Source organism: Pseudobutyrivibrio sp. ACV-2 (genome assembly GCF_900107545.1).
In the GTDB taxonomy this organism is placed as follows: domain Bacteria; phylum Bacillota; class Clostridia; order Lachnospirales; family Lachnospiraceae; genus Pseudobutyrivibrio.
This window is the reverse complement of sequence record NZ_FNQZ01000002.1, coordinates 250663-274259: the sequence shown is the minus strand read 5'-3', so window position 1 is coordinate 274259 and position 23597 is coordinate 250663. Positions and strand designations below refer to the sequence as shown.

At 39.5% G+C, this 23597-nt stretch carries 7 protein-coding genes; 5 read left to right on the top strand and 2 right to left on the bottom strand.

All coding sequences use genetic code 11. The features are described from left to right. Positions 1-97: 97 nt before the first annotated feature. Complete coding sequence (locus BLV53_RS03885; RefSeq protein WP_090297329.1) at positions 98-2008, bottom strand: beta-glucoside-specific PTS transporter subunit IIABC; 1911 nt, start codon at positions 2006-2008, stop codon at positions 98-100. Between the two features lie 111 nt (positions 2009-2119). After that, a complete protein-coding gene (gene licT, locus BLV53_RS03880) occupies positions 2120-2947 on the bottom strand; it encodes a BglG family transcription antiterminator LicT (RefSeq protein ID WP_090297326.1) in 828 nt (275 codons plus the stop codon). 709 nt (positions 2948-3656) lie between these two features. Between licT and accA the strand changes: the two genes are divergently transcribed. Genes accA through BLV53_RS03855 form a run of 5 tightly spaced genes read left to right on the top strand, consistent with a single transcriptional unit; the run spans position 3657 to position 23583 of the window. Beyond that, positions 3657-5306: an acetyl-coenzyme A carboxylase carboxyl transferase subunits beta/alpha gene (gene accA / locus BLV53_RS03875; protein WP_090297323.1), complete on the top strand. Its 1650-nt coding sequence runs from the start codon at positions 3657-3659 to the stop codon at positions 5304-5306. Positions 5307-5357: 51 nt separating this feature from the next. Continuing rightward, on the top strand, positions 5358-10844 hold the full coding sequence (locus tag BLV53_RS03870) for a type I polyketide synthase (protein ID WP_090297321.1): 5487 nt from the start codon (positions 5358-5360) through the stop codon (positions 10842-10844). 6 nt (positions 10845-10850) lie between these two features. Beyond that, entirely contained in the window at positions 10851-15395 is a 4545-nt protein-coding gene (locus BLV53_RS03865) for a non-ribosomal peptide synthetase (RefSeq protein WP_090297318.1), read from the top strand. Between the two features lie 14 nt (positions 15396-15409). Continuing rightward, positions 15410-17269: an asparagine synthase (glutamine-hydrolyzing) gene (gene asnB, locus BLV53_RS03860; protein ID WP_090297315.1), complete on the top strand. Its 1860-nt coding sequence runs from the start codon at positions 15410-15412 to the stop codon at positions 17267-17269. 14 nt (positions 17270-17283) lie between these two features. Beyond that, entirely contained in the window at positions 17284-23583 is a 6300-nt protein-coding gene (locus tag BLV53_RS03855) for a non-ribosomal peptide synthetase (protein ID WP_090297313.1), read from the top strand. The last annotated feature ends 14 nt before the right edge of the window (positions 23584-23597 follow it).

Genomic DNA, 23597 nt, shown 5'->3' with positions numbered 1-23597 from the left:
AACCAAAAGAAAGAAGGAGACTCGGGTAAATGAGTCTCCTTTTTTGGGGTTAGAAAATAGATGATTATAATTAAGAAGTGAAAAGAAAAACTTCTTATTATAATAGAGTAATTAGTTCGTCGCCGTAAGTGACAGTGTTTACATCCGTAGGAATGATGTCCAAGTAGGTTTCAGAATTGGTGATTACTACAGGAGTATCCAATGAATATCCAGATTCTCTAATAAAATCAATGTCAAATTCAATCAGAAGATCTCCAGTTCTCACCGAATCACCTTGTTGAACAACAGGTGTAAATCCTTTTCCGTCGAGCTGAACCGTATCCATACCAATATGGATAATAATCTCTGCTCCCTGGTCTGTAGTGATGCCGATGGCATGACCAGTGGAAAAGAGTGCAGTCACTGTACCGTTTGCAGGGGAATAAACCTTCCCCTCAGTTGGTACAATGGCAATACCCTGCCCTATTGCTTGGGATGAGAACACGGCATCTGCTACCTGGGTGAGGGGTTTGATAGCACCCATGATAGGAGAAAAAATTACTTCGTGTTTAGGGGTTTCGATAGGGAGTGCTACATTAGTTAATTCAGGAGATAAATCTGTAGCTTGGGGTTTTGATGTAGATTTTTTCTCATCTTGGTAACAGATAAGCTCCACTACCCATCCCACAATAAGGCAAAGTAAAGTAACAAAAATGGTTATTATTGTTCCAGAAACATCATTTGCATCACTGTTTACAAATTCAGGATAGGAAAGAATTCCAATACCTGAAAGGCGATAAGCCTTGACACCCAGTGAACAAAGGATTGCTCCTGCAACTGACGAGATTATACAGGCTCTGAAAAAAGGAGCCTTTTTTGGAAGTGTCAGACCATACATAGCTGGTTCAGTAATACCAACAAGGCCTGAAATAATAGCAGCTGGTGCTAGGGATTTAAGTCTTTGATCTTTTGTTTTCATCATAATTCCCATGCAGGAACCAGCTAATGCAAAGCTGGCACCAGTCATTGCCACGAGTATAGTGTCCTGCCCAGATGTGGTCAGGTTGGTAAGGGCAACTGCTGCTAGCGACCAATGCAGTCCAAACATAACAAGTATCTGCCAGAAGTAGCCTACTAATCCACCGACAAGGGTAGGACTAATATTATTGATAGTGTTAAATAGAACTGACAAAACATAAGTCAGTCCACTTGAAAGAGGACCGATTATATATAATGTTAAACAAAAGGTTACAAATAATGTAACAAGTGGTATTCCAAATTGTCGTATTGCGTCAGGTACAATTTTTTTGACGATTTTGTTTTCAAACCATGCAGCAAAAGCAACTGCAAGTATGATAGGAATAACTGATTGAGTGTAATTGCCGGAGGGGGGCATTATTACAGGTATTCCAAAAAGTGAACCACCGGTAAAGGATTTATCTGTTAAATTTGGATAGACTAAAGCTAAACCGATAACCAATCCCTCTATTTCCGGAAGCTTGAATTTTTTAGCAGAGGTAACACCCAGTATCGCAGGGAGAAAATAGAAAATGGAATCTCCCAAGGAATACAAAAAGATGTAGGTTCCACTTGTTTCTGTAAGAACATCTACGGCAAGTAGCAGAGACATCAGCCCTTTTACAAGTCCACAAGCACAAAAGACTCCCAGAAAAGGAGTGAACACTGTGGTGATTACGCTTATGAAATAATTAAACAATGCATGTAGTTTACTATGACTTTGCGCATGTATCTCATCTGGAGAATTTGAACAATCTTCCAGATGCCCCACCTCAATTACGGCGTCATATACTTCTGAAACATGACTTCCGATTACAAGCATATACTGGCCGCCAGATTGTCTGACGGTAACAACTCCATCAGTATTATTTAATGCAAAGGTGTCTGCTTTTCGTTCATCCTTCAAAGCAAATCTTAATCTAGTAAGACAATGGGTTACACTGATGATGTTTTTGCTTCCGCCTAAATGTTCAATAATGAGTGTAGCTAATTTACTATACTTACCGTGCATCTACTTTCTCCTTAAAAGAAAAACCCGCACAGAGCCATAGACATGCTATGACTCTGTACGGGTTTAGCCGACTATTACGCCGTAACTATCCCTTAGCTAATTATCAGTTACTTATCTTCTATCTGTGATACGGGAAATGTGAACTACTAGGTAAAGCATTTCCTCGTCTGTTATCTCATCTGGGTATCTGGATTCCATGTAGCTTTTAATGCGACTGGCGCATTTAAAAGCGGCTGGAAATTTATCCTTCATGGATAAATATAAATCGCGGCTATCCGAAGGGTAGTACTCTCTGCGCTCTGCTCGCTGTAAGAAATACTTGAGATGAGTTACAAATCGCTCAAAGGAGAGGGAGTCCTCATCCAACTGAGTTTTAAATGTGTATTTGACAATGCTTACAATGTCATTTATTACCTCTGAGGTGGCAACGGTATGATGCATGTTGCCATCTAATTCAGCATTGACTACATGAAGTGCGAAAAATCCTGCTTCATCTTCTGGAAGTTCAATGCCAAGCTTTGATTTTATAATCTCAAGAGCGTGACATCCGATTTTAAATTCTGTTTTGTAATAATTTTTAATATCCCAAAGAAGTTTGTTTTTTAAAAATGTGCCTTCTTCGGCTCGTTGGATTGCATAACCTAAGTGATCGGTTAATGTGATATAAATGTTTTTGCTGAGACGTCTATTTAGTGTGTCAGATGCATATCTAATAATTTCATCTGCTACTTGAATTTGTTCGTATGGAAGTTCAGAAACCAATTTTTCAAATTGTCTACATGGTTTTTCCATGACGAAAGTTTTTTCGATTTTGCTTTCGTCTAACGGGTCACCTGCTTTCTTCCGAAAACAGATGCCGCAACCAGTATAAACTATTTCATTCCCGGCACTATCAACTGCCAGGGCTGCGTTGTGGTTTAAAATCTTTTTAATCTTCATACTTCATTCTCTGCAAAAAAAATGACTGAACCAATCCCAAAGATAAAAACAAAAACCATCAAAGATGATTTAGGGTTGATTCAGTCTTGCCTGCCGAACAGTAACAATCCGAACAAATAATTTTTTTATACTCATACTTTACAGTGAAAAAGTCTTCTTGTAAATACTTATGATCGAATTTTATCTTTTTTGACGTTTTGACCCAATAAAGGGTCTTTTTTTGTACTTTTTTCACAATTTGGACACAAAAAAACTAGGCAATAAAAACAATCACACGCAATTGTTTTTTCGCATTACGAAAAATTTCCGAAAATGTCAAGGGATGGATTGCGCGCAATTTGGAATAAAAAATGCCCATTTTTGATTGAGTTGATGATTGAGATGCAGTAAAACAATCACATCAAATCATCCTTTATTCGGTTAAAGTGTAAAAGTTTGATTGAGTTCAGAGGAAAATAATCAAAGAATAAGCAGATAATAGACCCTTTTGTAGATGTTTTACGAAAAATAATCAAGATTTTTCCACCATGATGTACAAAAATCAAATAATACTCAAAATTGTGTTGACCAAATAACACTCTTTCACTTAATGTGTTAACAACGTTAAGCGATTTGTGAACAAACTGTGAACGGATTGCTAATAAATCACGGACCGGTTCGAAAAACTTTGGGAAAAGGCTGAAGCCTAAGGTTTTTAAGGAGGAATAAAATGGAGGGCCAAGAGTACAGAACCTGTAAAAAATGCAAAACCACATTTGAAAAAATCGTGGTTCAAAACAATTATTCAATTTGTCCTAACTGCGGTGCTTACTTAAGAGTTCATGCTTATCGCCGTATAGAGAGCCTGGAGGATAAAGGCACCTTTAGGGAATTCAAGCATGAGATTGATTATCCAACTCAGGTAAAGGATCCGGCCTACAAAGAAAAAATTAACGAGATGTCTGCTAAATACAATTTGGACGAAGCGATAGCAATCGGTGAAATGAAAATTGGTGGACATGATGTGGCAATCGGTGTCATGGACGGAAGATTTTTGATGGGTAGCATGGGATATATAGTTGGTGAACGAGTAACCAGACTATTCGAGATTGCAACAAGAAAAAAGCTTCCAGTCATTCTGTTTTGTTGTTCCGGTGGAGCCAGAATGCAGGAAGGGATGATTTCTCTGATGCAGATGGAGAAAACTGCAAATGCTGTAAAGGTATTTAACGACGCAGGCGGTTTTTATATTTCTGTTTTAACAAATCCTACAATGGGCGGAGTTACGGCAAGTTTCGCAATGCTTGGTGATGTGATTTTAGCAGAAAAAGGTGCCATGATTGGATTTGCTGGTGCAAGAGTTGTTGAACAAAATACAGGTGAAAAGCTCCCAGATGATTTTCAGACAGCTGAGTTCCAAAAGTCCCATGGATATGTGGACGATGTAGTGACCAGGCAGGAGCTTAGAGACAAGCTCATATTTTTACTGGATATGCATAAGCGAAAAATTAACCTTCCAAAGCTGTTTGGCATGAAGCGAAAAATCCCCTTTAGAAAGAGACAATCGCAAAAAAGAAGTCTTGATTTAACAAACAGAAGAACCGCTTGGGAAACGGTGGAAATTGCCAGAAGTCAGAAGCGTCCAACCTGTAGAAATTATATCGACAAGCTGTTTGATAATTTCTACGAGTTGTACGGGGACAGAATTGGTGGAGAGGACCATGCCATCATCGGCGGCATAGCTTCCTTCCACGGCAGACCTGTTACGGTTATCGGAAATCAAAAGGGCAAGGAAAACATACAGGATGCCCTCTACAGAAATTTTGGAATGGCATCTCCATCGGGTTACAGAAAAGTAATGCGTTTGGCTGAACAGGCAGAAAAATTTGGCAGACCAATTGTCTTTTTCATCGACACCATCGGTGCTGATTGCAGAAAACAGTCTGAAATAAACGGACAGGGTGTTGCCATTGCAAATGTGCTAAATAAAATCGGCACACTTAAAACACCAACACTATCAATCATTATCGGCGAAGGCGGAAGTGGAGGCGCCCTTGCTCTTGGAATTGGTAACGAGGTGTGGATGCTTGAAAACGCAGTGTATTCTGTACTTACTCCAGAGAGCTATTCAAGTATTATCTGGAAGGACAATTCCAGAGCACCTGAGGCAGCAAACAGGATGAAAATGTGTGCAAGAGATTTATTGGAGCTTGGCATTATCGACAGAATCATCGACGAGGAAACTCCTGTTACAGTGGAAAATATGGCTGGTATTTGTAAGGAATTAGACATGAATATTAATTCATTTTTGATGAAATATGAGGGTATAAATCCAGATCAAATCGCAAAAGAGAGATATATACGTTTTAGAAATTTCTAAGACATAACGAGGAAATTAAATTTGGCTTTAAAGATATTGGGAGAATAAGAAATGAGCGATAATAGTAATTTTTACAAGAATCATGAGGATGCTGTAGCAATAATCGGAATGGGGTGCAGATTCCCAGGTGGTTCCAACGATGTAGAAAAGTTTTGGGATGTTCTTGCAAATGGTAAAGACGTGGTAGTTGAAATCCCTGAAAACAGATGGGATAGAAAAAGCTTCTACAACAAAAACAGAAATTATAAAGGCAAGACAGTAAGCCAGTATGGCGGTTTCTTAGATAACATAGACGAATTTGACGCTGAATTTTTTGGCATCACACCAAGAGAAGCCCCATTTTTGGATCCACAGCAAAGACTCTTACTTGAGACCAGCTGGGAAGCTATGGAGGATGCAGGAATTGTAGTTGAAAAATGTGCCGGCAAGGACGTGGGCGTGTATATGGGTGCATTCACACTCGACTACAAAATTCTTCAGTTTGGAAGTGAAAATTACGATTTGATTGATGTTCATACAGCAACTGGAGCCATGATGACAATGGTTGCAAACAGAATATCATACGCTTTTGATTTTACTGGCCCAAGTATGGCTATTGATACAGCTTGTTCTTCATCACTTGTTTCAATTCATACGGCATGCCAAAGCATCAGAAATGGTGAATGCTCGATGGCTTTAGCCGGTGGAGTATTACTTAACATGGCACCTCAGTACACAATTGCAGAATCTCAGGGCGGTTTCCTTTCGGTAGATGGAAAATGCAAGACCTTTGATGAATCGGCAAATGGCTATGTTCGCGGTGAAGGTGTTGGCGTGGTAGTTTTAAAGCCTTTGGCTGAAGCGATAAAGGACAATGATAACATTTATTCAGTGATTTTAGGCAGTGCTGTAAACCAGGATGGACACACCAGCTCTATCACAGTGCCAAATCCAGAGGCTCAGAAAAAAGTAATCAGAGCAGCATTAAAAAGTGCAAAAGTAGATGCTAAGGATATCCAGTATGTGGAAATGCATGGAACAGGAACATCAGTAGGTGATCCTTTAGAGGCAGAAGCTATTTCTGAAATCATGTCTGAAGGAAGAGATGCAAATAAGCCATGTATCGTTGGTTCTTTGAAGACAAACATCGGACATACAGAAGGCGCAGCAGGTGTTGCAAGTATCATCAAGACTTCACTTTGTCTTACAAAAAAAGAGATTCCACCACATCTAAATCTAAACAAGCTTAATCCAAAGATTAACTTGGAAGAGAAAAATATATGCGTATCAAAAACTCTGCAGCAGTGGCCTAAGACCGAGGGTGTGGCGCTTGCAGGTGTAAACGGATTTGGATTTGGTGGAACAAACAGCCATGTAGTTTTGGCTGAAGCTCCAGAGAAAAAAGTAATTAACTCAGACCATAAGGATGAAATCAGACTCTTCCCTATCACTGCAAGATCAGAAGCTGCACTTAGGGATTATGTTGAAAATTATAAGGAGCTTGTAGAGAAAAACGAAAACGTAAATACGTATGACCTGGGATATAGCATGTCCTATAAAAGGGATAGACATAATCACAGACTTGCGTTTATGGCAGCAAACAGACAGCAGCTGTTGAAGGAATTTGATGACTATCTAAGGGATGAACCAAACCTTTTAGTTCAGAAAAATAAAAAGAAAAAAACAAATGGAATCACCTTTGTTTACACAGGAATGGGTCCTCAGTGGTGGCGTATGGGACGCGACCTGATGGCAAGAGAAGAGGTATTCAAAAACGAAATTTTAAGATGCGATGAGGAATTCAAAAAGTACTCTGGCTGGTCACTCTACGAGGAAATGATGAAGTTTGAGGAAGATTCCAAAATGGCAGAAACCAAGGTGGCTCAGCCTGCAAACTTTGCAATTCAGGTTGCTCTCACAAAGCTTTGGGAATCAAAGGGAATAGTGCCAGATGCAATAGTTGGCCACAGTGCCGGTGAAATAGCAGCATTTTATTGTGCCGGAGTGATGAACTTTGAGGATGCTATCAAGATTCTTTTCTACCGAAGCAGTTTACAGCAGAGACTTACAGGAAAAGGAAAGATGCTTGCTGTGAGTCTGACATTATCAGAGGTTAAGGAATATATAGACCGTTATGACAGCGTTGATATTGTGGCGATTAACAGTAACAGCGGTTTGACTATAGTAGGCGAAGAAAGTGATTTGCTTGAGATAAGCGAAGAGCTTACTGCAAACAAAATATTTAATAAGTTTTTACGTGTAAATGTACCATTCCACAGCCACTACATGGAAGAAATCAGAGATGAATTTAATCAGGGTGTGGCTGACGTAAAGCTTAACAATCCAACAGTAACTCTATACTCATCTGTTACAGGTCAACTTGTTACAGACATGAGCTCAAATATTTACTGGTGGAAGAATGTAAGACAGACAGTGCTATTTGCTGATGCAATTAACAATATGCTAACCGATGGATTTGATACCTTTGTAGAAATTGGTCCTCATCCAACTTTATCAAACTACATTAATCAGCTAGCAGACGATAAAAAGCTAAAAGTCAATACATTTTCCTCTCTTAAAAGAAAAGTGGATGAGACAGAGACCTTCTATGGTGCCTTCGGAGCGTTGTTCACTATTGGAGCGGCAAATAGCCTGGATTGTTTTTATCCTACAGAAGGAAACTATATCAAGCTCCCATTTTATCCATGGCAGCGTGAAAAATACTGGCTCGAAAATGAGGATGCCAGAAAAAGAAGACTTGGAATATTTGACCATATCATTTTGGGACACAAGGTTCACAGCGTAACACCTTGTTGGGAGCTTGAGCTAAATGAACAGGTTTTAAAATTTATACCAAACCATAAAATTCAGGGGAACACAGTCTTCCCTGCAGCAGGCTATATGGAAATGGCTATGGAGGCTGCAAAGCAGCTTTACGGTGAAGGCTACTATGAATTAGAGGATATCAAATTTGTTAAAGCTACATTTATTAATCCTAATAAAGCCACAAGATTACAGATTGTTTTGGATGAGACTAATCCATCTTTCACGATTTACAATGTGGCAGATAAGGAAGTTGTAGCAAAGGGAAAATACAGACAATCTCAGATGTGTGCAGCAGGCTTTGATCTGCCTGTGGATGAAGTTGAGGCCATGGTACGCAAGCAAAAGCTTAGAAGCTATCAGCACGAAGGCATCTACGAGAGATTCAAAGCAATGGGCTTTTTCTACACAAACCATTTTGCAAATATGGAACAGCTGGTTAATTGCGAAGACAAAGCAATTGCACTTCTCAAGCTAAACCAGGAAGTGATTGCAGAGCAGAATGATTACACTATACACCCTGCAGTGATAGATGCTTGTTTCCAGACGGTGATTACCACAAGCTTTGAGGATACAAACAGTGAACTTAGACTTCCTGTTGGAGTAGGACATTTTAGTGTCTATGGAAAAATTGAAGAAAAAATGTGGGCTTTATGCGAAATAAAGGAAAACACACATGACTATTCAATCAGCGATATTTCTTTGTACACCATGGACTATAAGTGCATTGCCAGAATCGAAAACTTCAAGGTAAATGTGCTTGAGGCAAGTAATAAAAAGCCATCTACACAGACTATTGATAAATGGCTTTATGAGTTCACCTGGAAGGAAAAGGAGCTTGTAAGAAAAAGTAAGCGTACAAACCCATGGATACTCCTTGAGGACGACAAGGGCATCGGTAGGATGATTGCTGAAAAACTTAAGGCTGAAGATGTGGACTGCTACGTATTTACGTATTCGGATGAATACAAAGAAGAGCTTTTAAATCATCGCATAACATTAACAAAAGACAGCGATGAGGATATGCAAAATGCTATTGCAGCAGTTAGAAGCATTTCTGAAATCGAAGGAATTATCGACTGCTTAAATATAAATCTTGCGGGAAATGAGGACATCTCAAAATCAACTATTTTAGAGGTAGGAGATACAGGTGTTTACACATTTATCAGTGTTGTAAAGGCACTTGAAGCACTTGGAGTAAATAAGACCAAAATCTTTACAGTAACACTTGGAGCACAAAATGTTGTACCAGGAGATGAAGGTCAAATCCTTCAAAGACCAGCATGGGGCGTAGCTCGACTTCTTAGAAATCAGGAAAACACATCCTTCTGGGGAGGTGTAGCTGATATCGTAAATACGGATTCAGAGGATGGAGTACATCAGCTGGTTCAGGATTTATTATACGGTGACGAGGAAGACCAGCTGGCCTACAGAGATGGCAAACGCTATGTGGGAAGACTCAACAACATCGAAACTCTCACAAAGCCATTCCCTACAAGCTTTAGTGCTGATGATTATTACATGATAACAGGTGCTTTCGGAGAGCTTGGCCAGTTGTTTGTAAACTGGATGGTTGAAAAGGGTGCAAAACGTTTAGTGCTTGTTGGACGAAATACAGTTCCAGCAAAAGCTCTTTGGGAACGTCCTGAAAATGATGAAAGAACAAAGGCAAGAATAGCATTTGTAAAAGGTTTAGAGACGCAAGGTGTAGAGGTAGTACCTGTAAATCTAAACATGGCTGATGAAGAAAGCGTAAATAATTTCTTCAAGGAAAATACTGAGCTAAAGAGAAAAATCCGAGGCATCATTTCCACAGCTGGAATGGTCAAAGACATGCTTATGACCGAGATGCCAAAGGAGACATTCCACCAGGTATATGATGTTAAAACAATCGGAAACTGGGTGCTTCACAAGCAGTTTGAAAAGCAGCCACTTGACTTCTTTGTAATGTTCTCATCTATCACCGCCATGGTTACAGCAACAGGACAGATTAACTATATTTCAGCAAATTCATTTTTAGATGGACTTGCTGAGTACAGAAGACAAAAGGGACTTGCAGCTTTAAGCGTTGCCTGGGGCCCATGGGATGCAGGAATGATTAGCCAGCTTGGCCTTCAGGAAACCTACATCAAAAAGGGTATGACTCCAATTTCACCTATAAATGGAGTATGCACTTTGGAACGAATAATTATGCAAAATATTCCTTATGCCCTTGTGGTTGAGGCTGACTGGCAGAAGGTAATTGATTCAGTTTCAAGAAACTCAAATCCATATCTTGATCACTTAAGAGGTGGTGCAAGTGATGGAAATAATTTGATTCTTACAGATGAAGAAGTGTTGGCTCAGTTTAACGAAACCTTTAAGACACTTGAAGACCAGGAGCGAGAGGAATTTGTTTTAACCACAGTTAAAAAGTTGGTTGGACGAGTATTACATTTACCAGTTGAAAAAATTGAGTCAGAGGTTTCACTTAACGAGCTTGGCATTGATTCAATGATGTCTACAGAGCTTAAGAACCGAATCGAGATGAATACAGGTGCGGTGATAACTATCGTAGATTTACTTAACAATGAGTCTATCGCTCAGTTAGGACAGTTTGTACAGTCTCAGGTTCAGTCAATACTTGAGCTTGATACAGTGGAAGAGCTTGCAGAAGAAATATCTGATGACGAGCTTGAAGCACTGTTACAGGAAGTTATTTCTGAGTTAGAAACAGGAGAAGAAATCGCGGGGTAAGCGCAGATGGATGATAGATTAAATGGTTTAACAGAAGCACAAAAAGCCATTCTTTTGAAGAAGCTGAGAGAGAAAAAACTTGCAGCAGCAAAGAATGAAAACAATTTAATAAAGCATGATCCTGCAAATAACAAGGAGTACCAGGTTTCCTACAATCAGGAAAGTATTCTGATGGTCGAAAAGCTGTATAACCACAACACCATCTATAACATTGGTGGTATTGCAAAAATTAAAGGTAGTCTAAATTTAGAAGCTTTCTCTGCAGCCTTTGATTTGCTGGTAGAAAAGCATGATATCTTAAGGACTGTTTTTGAAGAAAGGGAAGGCAAGTCGGTTGCCAGGACTTTAGAGTCTACAGATTTTGCCATAGGTATTGTGGATTATTCAGGTCGCCGCGATGAAGCAAATGATTTTATTCTAAGCGAAAGAGACAAGCCATTTGATTTGAAGAATGCTCCAGCCTATAGAGTGGATGCAATAAAACTTGAAGATGAAGAGTGGATGATAGTACTTGTCATCCACCATCTCCTGGCAGATGGTGCCAGCACAGGCATCATTTTCAAGGAGTTGATTCAGTATTACGAGGCAGGCCTTGAAAACAAAACCATCGAAAATCCTAAAGAGACAATTACCTACGGTGATTTCAGTCTCTGGCAAAAGAGTTTAAGAGATGAAAAGCTAAACGCCAACTATTGGAAAGACAGATTATCCGGCACAGATTTTCAGCTTGAGTTTTTCAGCAGGTGCAGTGGATTAAAACAGCTTGACCATGAAAGTAGTCGCATTAATTTTGAAATTGATGAAGCAAGAGTAGGTCAGCTACAGGTCATTGCTAAAGAAAAAAAGATAACTCTATTTAGTCTGTTGCTTGGAGCGTTTTATATCACACTGTATAAATATTCAGGTCAGAAAGATTTGGTATGTGGAGTCCTTACTTCGGGAAGAGACAATGCCGAAATAGCAGGACTTATAGGATGCTTTATCAGTGCTCTTCCAATTAAAACAGAAATAAGACCAGAGGTTTCCACCATTGAATATTGCAAGGATTTATACCAGCAGTTCCTAAAGGATTATCAGCATAGAGAGGAGCTGATGGTCTATGAAAATGAAAGCTTGGAGCATCAGATACTTTTCAGTTATGAGGAAGATCCTGAAAATCATATTGAAATAAAAAGTCTTGATATGAGCTTTGAGGAAATCCCATCAAAGTTCTGTCGAAGCGAGATGGAAATTGAATTAAATAGATTAAAGGGAAAAATCCGAGGCTGGATAAATTATCGCAGTCACCTGTTTGAGCATGAATTTGTAGAGCAGTTTGTAAATCATTTTAAGGTGGCACTAGGCATCATAGCTGCCTCACCTGAGACATTAATAAAGGATATTGAGCTGGTCCAGGCAGAGGAAAGAGAGCAGATAATACATAGGTTCAATCCGCCAAAAACTGAATTTGAAAGAGAGTCATCAATCATAGATTTATTTGAAAATCAGGTTGATGCCCACCCTGAAAAAACAGCACTTTTCATGGGAGATAAAACCCTATCCTACATAGAGCTTGATAACAAAGCCAACGCAGTTGCAAACACCCTGATAGAAAATGGCGTCAAGCCAAAGGACAAGGTGGCAATCATCTGTAACAGGGGATTTGATATGCTTGCCGGAATACTTGGAATCTTAAAGATAGGTTGTACCTACGTTCCAGTCGATGCAGAAATACCAGATTCCAGAAAAGAATTTATTTTAAATGACAGTAAATGTACAGCAATCATATGGGATAGAAATGATTATCTGAATACAGACTTGGTAGAAAACTTACCAGCCATGTTAATCCAGGATTGCTACGAGAAAGATACGAAACGTCCTGCCATTAAAGTGGCACCGGACACCAGTGCATACATCATATATACCTCAGGTACCACAGGAATTCCAAAGGGTGTAGAGGTCAGTCACAGAAATGTCCTTAGGACTATGCGACACACTAACTACGCGGATGCAAAGGATGACGACAGGCTAATAGGCCTTTCAAGCTACGCATTTGATGCATCAATATTTGATTTTTTCTACACTCTTCTAAACGGACTTGGACTTGTGATAGTCAGCAAAAATCTTCAGCTGGATATTCCAAGGCTGATAGATGAAATCGAAAGCAAAAAGGTCACTATCATGTTTGTCACTACAGCATTTTTCAATGCTCTGATAGACATAAAACCAGAGGGACTAAAGGGGCTAAGACGTATTTTGTTTGGCGGCGAAAGAGCATCAGTAATGCATGTTAAAAAGGCCATTGAAGTAATAGGCTCAGGAAAAGTTGCCAACATTTATGGACCTACAGAGACAACAGTTTTTGCGACCTACTGGGATATAAATGAAGATCTGCTACAGCAGGAAATTATACCAATCGGAAAGCCACTTTCTAACACTACGGTAAGAATAGTTAATGAGGATGGAAACATAAATCCTGTAGGTGTTGCCGGTGAAATATTAATCGGTGGCGAAGGTGTTTCAAAGGGATACAGAAATAACCCTGAGTTAACTGCCCAGAAATTCATAGTGGATAAAACCGGCGAAAGATTTTATCGCACCGGTGATTTAGGTCGATACATGACAGATGGCAAAATAGCCTTCTGTGGCAGAGTAGATGATCAGGTAAAATACCGAGGCTTCCGTATAGAGCTTGGAGAAATCGAATCGGCAATCCTGTCATTTGATGAAATAAAACAAGCGATAGTAGTGCTATCGAAGGATGAAAAGCTGGGAGCTTACCTTTGTGCCTACTATGTTCCAAGTGGACAAATAAAAATCGAAGCGCTGAAAAAATCACTTCGCGAGAAGCTTCCGGCCTACATGATTCCAAACTATTTTGTGGAATTGCAGGAGCTGCCATTAAACGTAAATGGCAAGGTTGATAAGAAAAAGCTTCCAAAGCCAGAGCTTATCATAAATGACGATTACGTGGCACCAAATGGAGAACTGGAGGAAGCTCTTGCAGACATTTGGGAAGAAGTGCTTGGTGTAGATACTGTTGGCACCACAGACAACTTCTTTGAGTTAGGCGGTCACTCCATCAAGCTGGCCAAAATGTGTGCCCTTGCAAATGAAAGATTGGATTTAGAGATTCCACTTAGAATCGCTTTCCAGAATCCAACTATTTCAACCCTATGCAACTATTTGGAAAATCAGGAACAAAGTACTGATACCAATTTTGAATACAAGATTGAAAAGACAGAAAAAAGTAGCAGATACGAAGCGTCCCCAACCCAAAAACGAATGGTATTTGCTCACATGCTGGACAAAAGCAGTGTCAGCTACAACATTCCATTTGCTGTGAAGCTAAAGGGAGTGGACACAAAGCTTTTAGGGCAGGTATTTAATGAGATTATCGAAAAGCATGAAATCCTGCGAACCAGATTTTCTGTCAGCGATGGAACTGTTTACCAAATAGTTGAGGAGCCATTCAAATACGAAATAAAAACCATTAACACCCTTAATACCATTACAGAGTACTTCAACCAATTTATTACTTCTTTCGATTTGAATGAGCTCCCACTCTTTAGAGTGGAACTGGTAAAAACACCAGATGATGAGACATACCTTTTGGGCGATTTCCATCACAGCATTTTTGATGGTGTGTCCATGCAGGTGTTGTTTGAAGATTTAAGCACTATATATAACGGAGAAAAACTAGAAAATCCAAAACTGCAATACAGGGATTTTGCCGCTTGGCATAATAAATTCTTAAGCTCTAAAACAATTGAAAATCAGGGACAGTACTGGAAAAAGCGTTTCGAGAATTTTGAAAATACACCAGAGCTTCCACTTGATTTTGCACGACCTGCACATAAGACAGGAAAGGGCGAAGTAATATTCTTTTCAATTGATGAGGAGCTTACCAAAAAGCTAAGGGCAAAAGCTAACAATCATAAAACCACTTTAAATGTGGTGCTAATGAGTATGTATCACGTACTCTTAAGCCATTACACAGGAAGCGATGAAATCGTCACAGGAATGGCGGTAGCAGGCCGCAGACAGGAGTCGCTCCAACGCATGATGGGAATGTGCCTAAACACACTTGCCATTAGAAGTAATCCGACAGCTGCCAAGTCAATTTATGATTATATCGAAGAATTCAAGACTGATTTTGTAAAGGATTTTGATAATCAGGATTATCCATTTGAAAAGCTGGTTGAAGATTTAGGCATTCCAAAACAGATAAACAGAAATCCTATTTTCGACACAATGTTCATCATGCAAAATTCCGTGAAATGGGATTTCAATTTCGATGGTTCAAGCTTTAGCCTATGTGATTTGGATTACAAGACTTCAAAGTTTGATATGCAGATGGAGGTCTACGAGGAAAGTAATCACCTGAAATGTCTGGTGGCTTATGCAGATGATTTGTTTTACAGAAGCACCATTGAAGGATTTATTGATGCCTACAAAGCCATTCTTACACAAGCAGTTGAAAATGAAAGCATGTTGCTTGGAGACATTAGCCTGGGGCAGACAGTAAGTCCAGATATGATTAATCCTTTTGCAGTAGATTTAATAGTTTAAGAAAGAGGCAGAATATGTGTGGTATATGCGGAATCATAGATAAAACTAAAAACGTAGAAGGTCAGGTGGAGATAGTTCAAAAAATGATGGATGTTCTTTACCATAGAGGCCCTGATGACCGTGCATACCACACTGATTTAGGAATAATTCTTGGATTTGTAAGACTAAGTATCCTAGACCTTGAGTCTGGAATGCAGCCTATGCAAAACGAGGATAAAACGGTGACTGTAGTATGTAATGGAGAAATCTACAACTACAGAGAACTGAGAGATGAGCTAAAGGCCAAAGGTCATATTTTTCATACGCAGTGTGATGTGGAGGTTATCTCCCATATGTATGAGCAGTACGGTCCGGATTTTATTAAAAGATTAAATGGACAGTTTGCCATTGGCCTTTATGACAAGAAAAATGATTTGGTTTTCCTGGGAAGAGATCAGGTAGGAATTGCACCGCTGTTTTATACAAGAGTTGGTGAGGCTGTTGTATTTGCATCTGAGATAAAAGCTTTACTTAAATATCCTGGTGTGAGTAAGGAGCTTGATCTGACAGCAATAGACCAAATGATTTCCTTCCCGGGAATAATCGCTCCAAGAACTGTGTTCAAAGGAATAAACAGCTTGGAAAGCGGTCACTATCTCATTATCAAAAATGGTGAGATAACAAACACTGAATATTGGGATCTTTTATACGACAAAGAGATTAAATACAAGGATGAAAACGAGGCGGCCGAGGCACTAAAGGCTGAGCTTGAAAAGGCAGTAAGGTATCGCCTAAATGCCAGTGTTCCAGTGGGATTTTACATAAGTGGCGGTCTTGATTCTTCAATCATTGCATCCCTAATAAACATGGTTGGCAGCGACACCATAAGACATTCATTTTCCATTGATTTTACAGCTAGAGAAATTTCTGAACGTAAATATCAGCAGCTGGTTCAAAAGCAGGTGAAAAGCATCCACCATGAAAGATTATTTGGAATAGGTGATATTGTTTCAAACCTAAAGGACGCTGTGTACTATTCAGAAAGCGTGCTAAAGGAAACCTATAACACTGCATCCTATGTGTTATCAGGCCTTGTGCACGAAAACAACATGAAGGTAGTTCTCACAGGCGAAGGTGCAGATGAGCTGTTTGGCGGTTATGTTGGATACAAATTCGACAAAATGCGAGAGGCTTCAAAAGCACAGAGAATGAGCCAGCTTACCAAAGAGGACATGGAAATAAATGACTTCCTTTGGGGCGACCCATGTTACACCTACGAAAAAAATCATGGAAGCTTTTTAGACCAGAGACGAAAGCTGTTTTCAAACAAGCTGGTTGACAGCCTAAAGGATTTTGATTGTTCAAGGGTAAAGGTAGTTGATACCAAAAAGCTTGAGCATATGGATTTATTACAGAAACGTTCCTATCTGGATTTTAAAATGAGACTTTCAGATCATCTTCTTTCAGACCATGGGGACCGCATGGCAATGGGGCATTCTGTTGAGGCCAGATATCCAATCCTTGATATCAACGTGATTGAAACAGCTATGACAATCCCGTCTGAAATGAAGCTGAAGGGATACGACGAGAAATACATCCTAAAAAAAATAGCAGAGGGCATAGTTCCCAAGGAAATTGTAAAAAGACCAAAATTTGCTTTTGTTGCCCCGGGAAGCTCGGACATCCTAAAGCAAAATGATGAATACATAAATGAAATATTAAACTTCGACAGGATAAAAAGTCAGGGGATTTTTGATCCGGAATACGTTGAAGAATTAAAAAAGCAATACAGTCAGCCTGATTTCAAATTAAACCTGCCCTATGACAGTGACATGTTAATCATTGTTATAACCACAGGAATTTTAATGGATATATTTGAGGTTGCGGGAGTTTAAGGAGAGGGAAAGTAATGAAGTATGAATTAGTTCAGGATTATTTGGCACAGGCCTTCAAATTATTTGGTGAAAGCGAGGCGGTGAGATACAAAAAAACTTCCTATACCTATAAACAACTGAATAATGATTCGTCAAAGGTGGCAAATAAATTACAGGCCATAGGCGTTGAAAAGGGAGATTTGGTTGGAACCCTTTTAGAGGATAAATATCAGGCTATTGTAGCCATGATAGGTATCTGGAAAATAGGTGCAATATTTGTTCCATTCGATCAGGAATATCCTTTAAAACGTATATACGAAATGATTGAAAGCTGTGGAGCCTCATATTTAATCAGAGATGATCGTGCTATTGGAGATGAACTTTTAAACTCTGTAGAGACCATTTCCGGAATCGACTATCAGGAGTTTTTCGATGCAACAACTGACTATGAGGAGCCTGAACTTTTACCTACTGACGGAGCTTATCTGTACTTCACGTCAGGAACCACAGGCAAACCAAAGCCAATCCTTGGTATGAACCGTAGCCTGGCTCAGTTTATTGAATGGGAAATAAATGAGTTTGCCATTGAAGAAAAAACTCGTGTGAGTCAGCTTACTCCAATTTGCCACGATCCATATTTGAGAGATGTGCTTGTACCTCTTTTTGCAGGCGGCGTTTTATGCATCCCTGATGACAAGAAAACCATCATCTCAAGGGAAAGCTTTATAGGCTGGTTAAATGATGAGGCAATTGAGCTGATGCACTGCACACCATCATTGTTTGCAAGCATCAAGCCAGATAACATCCTAAAGGATTCCTTCAGTAGTCTCAAAAACGTGTTACTTGCCGGTGAAAAAATAGTTCCAAATTCCCTTAGAGATTGGTACGAAGTATTTGGCGACAGAATTCAGCTGGTAAATGTTTACGGACCTACAGAGACTACTCTTGCAAAGCTTTTTTATAGAATTTCTCCTACAGACATAGAAAAAAATGCAATTCCAGTAGGAAAGCCTATAGCTGGTGCACAGGCAATTATCTTAAATGATAATTTAAAGCCATGCCCTGTTGGTGCTGTAGGAATGATTCATATCAGAACTCCTTACCGTACATTAGGCTACTTTAGAGATGATGAGCTGAACCAGGAAAAATTCATCGTAAATCCATTCAACAATAGCGAGGACGACCTGATTTATAAAACAGGAGATTTGGGAAGAACACTCGCTGATGGAAATATTGAATTTGTTGGCAGAGCAGATCGTCAGGTAAAAATCAGAGGATTTAGAGTAGAGCTTACTGCAATCGAAAATGCGTTATTAAAAATAGAAAGCATTAAGGATGCAGCAGTAGTATTTGAGAACGATGATACAGCAAAGCTATTAAAGGCATTTATCGTAACAGAAGAAAGTGAAACAGAAGATAACTGGGAAAAGGAAATCCATGAGACTCTTGCAGCAGAGCTTCCAGAGTACATGATTCCAAACAAGCTCATTACACTTGAAAAGCTTCCAATGACACCAAACAACAAGCTTGATTATAAGGTACTTGAGCAGTACAAGGTGGAAGTTGCTGAAGAGGTTGCACTGCCAGAAACTAAAACCGAAGAAGTCATTCATGAAATCTACTGCACTCTGTTAAATCAGACTCAGGTGGATGTGAACCAGTCCTTCTTTGAGCTAGGTGGAAACTCTCTTAACTCTATGGCTCTTATTGGTGAGGTTCAAAGGCAGTTTGGGGTAGAGCTTCCACTTGGAATGATTTTTGAAAATGGTTCAATAAAAGGCATTGCCGCATTTATTGATGATAATAGTGGAAACGAAAATGATGCTGACACCATCAGCCATATTGAAGATGCAGAAAGCTATCCTGTAACCAACGCACAAAAGCGAATGTATCTTTTAAATGAGATGATGGGGCGAAACACCATTTACAATCTTCCAAATGTTGTGAAAATCACAGGCAATTTTGATGTCAATGTGTTAAAGGCTTCAATGGAAAAAATCGTAAATCGCCATGAGAGCTTGCGTACAACCTTTGAAGTAGTAGATGACGAAATTATTGAGAGAGTCCATGAAACAATGGAAGTCGCTGTTTCCTATGAAAAGCTTTCAGGAAGAAGCATCGACACAGTTATAAAAGAATTTGTAAAGCCATTTGACCTGCAAAACGGACCACTTATCAGAGCAGCTGTAGTAGAAGAAAACAGCAATGTTTTCTATCTGATGTTTGACATGCACCACATTATTTCAGATGGTACATCACTTGGAATATTTGTTAGAGAGCTGATGCAGATTTGCGGTGGCAAGGAGCTTGAGCCACTTAAGCTTCAGTACAGAGATTTTGCAGCATGGCAGCACGACAGATTAAGTGAGGAAAACCAGGGAGAGCAGGAGAAATTCTGGTTAGAGCAGTTTAAGGATGAAATTCCAGTTCTTGATTTTCCAGCAGATTATCCAAGACCTCTTATCAAAACCTATAATGGCGCCAAGGTTGAAGCCATTCTTGATACCAAGGTGATGGATAAGATTTCAGAATTTGCAAGAAACATAAATGTTTCAGAGTTTGCAGTTTACTACAGCGCTTATCTGGTGCTGCTTCACAAATATACAGGCCAGGATGAGTTTGTAGTGGGCACTCCGGTGCAGGGAAGAAATCACTACGAGCTTCAAAACATGATAGGCATGTTTGTAAATACCCTGCCATTAAAAAATAAGGTGGAGTCTGATAACAACATAGCATTTTTCATCAGGGATGTGCAAAGCTATCTGACCGATGCTTTAGAGAACTCAGAGTATCAGCTTGATGATTTAATCGAAAAGCTTGATTTGGTGAGAGATACCAGCAGAAATCCTCTTTTTGATACAGTGTTTGGCTACCACGATTACGATGTTTCAGGCGTTGAAATAGAGGGGATAGAATTTGAAAATTATGCTCTTAAAGACGTAACAGCAAAATTTGATTTTGAGCTTGCAGTGATAAACAGAAACCGCAAGGTTTCAATGCAGATTGAATATTGCACAGATCTATTTGCCCATGAAACCATGGAAAGATTTATGAAGTATTATGAGTTGATTTTGACTCAGATTACAAACATGGGAAGCAGCATCAAAGACATAAACCTTTTGTCAGAGTCAGATAAGAATATCGTATTTACGAATCAGGAAATCTCTGAAATAGGCTATCCACAAAAGACAGTAGTAGAGCTGTTTGAAGAGGTAGTTAGTAAATATCCACTTAACACAGCCCTGACCTTTGGCGATAAGCATATGACCTACAAGGAGCTGAACACCAAGGCCAATCTTTTGGCTAGACAGCTTCGTGAATACGGAGTAGGGCTAGACACCTATGTGCCGCTGGTGGCTAGAAGATCCTTTGAAATGATTATCGGAATTCTTGCCATAATCAAAGCCGGTGGAGCATATGTACCTATCAATCCTGATTACCCTGCAGAGCGTATCAGATACATGCTAAAACAGGTTGATGCAGATGTGATAGTTAGAACGGATGCAGGCATTGCCTTACCACTTGATGACAGCTTAAGAAATGTTGAAATTATTGACCTTTCAGATGTACGTAATTACGTAGGAACAGGTGAAAACTTAAAGAAAGAAAACACTATAAATGACAACCTGTATGTGATATTCACATCAGGTACAACAGGCAATCCAAAGGGAGTAGTGATTTCCCACTACAACCTGGTGAGACTTCTTTTCAACGACAGGAATTTATATGACTTTAACCATAACGATGTGTGGATGATGTTCCATGAATTCTGCTTTGACTTCTCAGTATGGGAGATGTACGGAGCACTGTTAAACGGTGGTCGTCTGGTACTTTTAGACAAAGATGTGGTTCGTGACACTTATGCAGTTTCAAACATTATTGCCGAGGAAAAGGTGACAGTGTTCAACCAGGTGCCATCAGCATTTTACAACTACATCAAGGTAGACTCAGGCAAAAAGACAAATCTTAGATACCTGATATTTGGTGGAGAAAAGCTGGTGCCTACCAAAATCGCAAAATGGTGTGAAAACCACAAGGACGTAAGGGTAATAAACATGTACGGAATTACAGAAACTACAGTACATGTTACCTACAAGGAGCTGAAACCAGCTGACCTTAAAAAAGATACGAGCAACATCGGAAGACCAATTCCAACCCTAAAGACTTATATCTTAAACGGTGATGAGCTTTGTGGCATTGGTATTCCTGGAGAGCTTTGCGTGGCAGGCCTAGGCTTAGCAAAAGGCTATTTGAATAACAGTAAGCTTACAGAAGAAAAATTTGTAAACAATCCTGTAAATCCGGGAGAGAGAATATATCGCTCCGGAGATTTAGCTAAATGGCTGCCAAACGGTGAGCTTGAATATTTGGGAAGAATAGACGAACAGGTGCAGCTGCGAGGCTTTAGAATCGAGCTTGGCGAAATCGAAAGCAAATTGCGAGAGTATGCAGGAATCACTGATGTTATTGCAGCAGTCAGAGAAAAAAATGGAGATGAATATCTGGTTGCATACTATGTGGCAAAGGATGAGCAGGAAAATGCCAAGCTTAGAGAATATCTGCTGAAGCGCTTACCTGAATACATGGTTCCACAATTCTTTGTGAGAGTTGATGAAATAAAGCTTACAACAAATGGAAAGGCAGACAAACGAGCTCTTCCAGATATAACTATTGAAAATGAAGGTGCTGAAAATGCACTTCCAGAAAATGAAATGGAAGAGGCACTTGTCCAGGCTTGGATTAATGTGCTTGGCCTTGAAAAAGTTAGTGTAATTGACAATTTCTTCTTACTTGGTGGAGATTCCATAAAGGCACTTCAGGTTGTGTCAGAGCTAAAAAAATCAGGCCTTACCACAAAGGTGGATTTGATTTTCCATTACCAGACCATCAGAGAATTGGCGCCTTATGTTGAGGAAATGACCCAGGTGGCAGAACAGGGAATCATCACCGGAGAGGTTACACTTCTTCCAATCCAAAACTGGTTTTTGAATAATAATCCAGAAAATTATAACCATTGGAATCAGGCGGTGCTTTTAGCTGCAAATGCAGACATAGATGAGGACTATTTCGAAGGGGCGCTTCAAAAGGTTGTGCTACACCATGACGCTTTAAGAACAGTCTTCAATCCAAAGGGGCTGACCGCTGAAATAAATGGAATAGGAGGATCCTTATTTGAGTTTGAATTGTGTGAAACTGCTGGTTGCTGTGATAGTGCATTTATGCTTGCAAAAGCTAATCAGCTTCAAGAGACGTTTGATGTAGAAAATGGTCCGCTATTTAAGTCGGTAATGTTTAGAGATGATGATGACTGCTTCATCTTTATCTGTGCACATCATCTGGTGATTGACAGTATCTCATGGCAGATAATACTGGATGATTTGATTCATTCATATTATCAGCTCAAAGATAATGAGGAAAACAGCATTCCACTTAAGACTGATTCTGTCAAAGCATGGGTAGAAGCTCTAAAAGATTATTGGAATAAAGAAAGAATTGAAGATGAGATTAAATACTGGAGCGATTTGGTACAAAGTCCATCAGCAAAACTAAACGTAAACAGGGATGTAGATAACACCTACAAAAACAACGAAAAACAATCCATTACAATCAACCCTACAGATACATCCTTGATTACAACTGAGGTCAACGTGGCCTACAACACCGAGACTCAGGATATATTACTCAGTGCCTTGGCAAGGGCGCTGAGTGTATGGAGTGGAGATAGCAAATACTTCATCAATTTGGAAAGTCATGGAAGAGAAGCAGAGGCAGGAAAAAATCTTGATGTAACAAGAACTGTTGGCTGGTTCACCTCACTTTACCCAGTGCTTGTAGACAGTGATTATGCAGATGAAGGAATGCTTATTAAATTCACAAAGGAAATGCTTAGAAGAATTCCAAGTCATGGAATTGGATACGGAATTTTAAACTATATGAAGGAGAGCCCATACAAGGGCACTTTGGATGTAAATACAGAGATTGGATTTAGCTTCTTTGGAGACATTAATAACACTCAATTAGGTGGCGATTTTGAAATGGTAGATATGCATTATGGCAATCTAATCGGGGATGAGGTTACTCGCCCTTACATTTTAGATATTGTTTCATTTATTGAAAATGGCCGTTTAGTGTTTGAAGTCAATTACAACAAGCTACATTTTAGCAAGGAGCAAATCGAGACTCTGTTGCAGCACATAAGTGATAGTCTCCTTCAGCTTGGCTCACATTGTCTGGGCAAAAAATCAGTTGAATACACACCAGACGATTTCGGCTCAAATGAAATATCTATGGATGAACTTGCATTTATCCTAGAAGCAGCAGATTCTATCGGCTAGTAAACAGGAGGCAT

What these genes read in the sequence shown, in the direction of transcription:
- BLV53_RS03885 (WP_090297329.1), bottom strand. Translation starts at nt 2,008, where the DNA reads ATGCACGGTAAGTATAGTAAATTAGCTACACTCATTATTGAACATTTA.
- asnB (WP_090297315.1), top strand. Translation starts at nt 15,410, where the DNA reads ATGTGTGGTATATGCGGAATCATAGATAAAACTAAAAACGTAGAAGGT.
- accA (WP_090297323.1), top strand. Translation starts at nt 3,657, where the DNA reads ATGGAGGGCCAAGAGTACAGAACCTGTAAAAAATGCAAAACCACATTT.
- licT (WP_090297326.1), bottom strand. Translation starts at nt 2,947, where the DNA reads ATGAAGATTAAAAAGATTTTAAACCACAACGCAGCCCTGGCAGTTGAT.
- BLV53_RS03870 (WP_090297321.1), top strand. Translation starts at nt 5,358, where the DNA reads ATGAGCGATAATAGTAATTTTTACAAGAATCATGAGGATGCTGTAGCA.
- BLV53_RS03865 (WP_090297318.1), top strand. Translation starts at nt 10,851, where the DNA reads ATGGATGATAGATTAAATGGTTTAACAGAAGCACAAAAAGCCATTCTT.
- BLV53_RS03855 (WP_090297313.1), top strand. Translation starts at nt 17,284, where the DNA reads ATGAAGTATGAATTAGTTCAGGATTATTTGGCACAGGCCTTCAAATTA.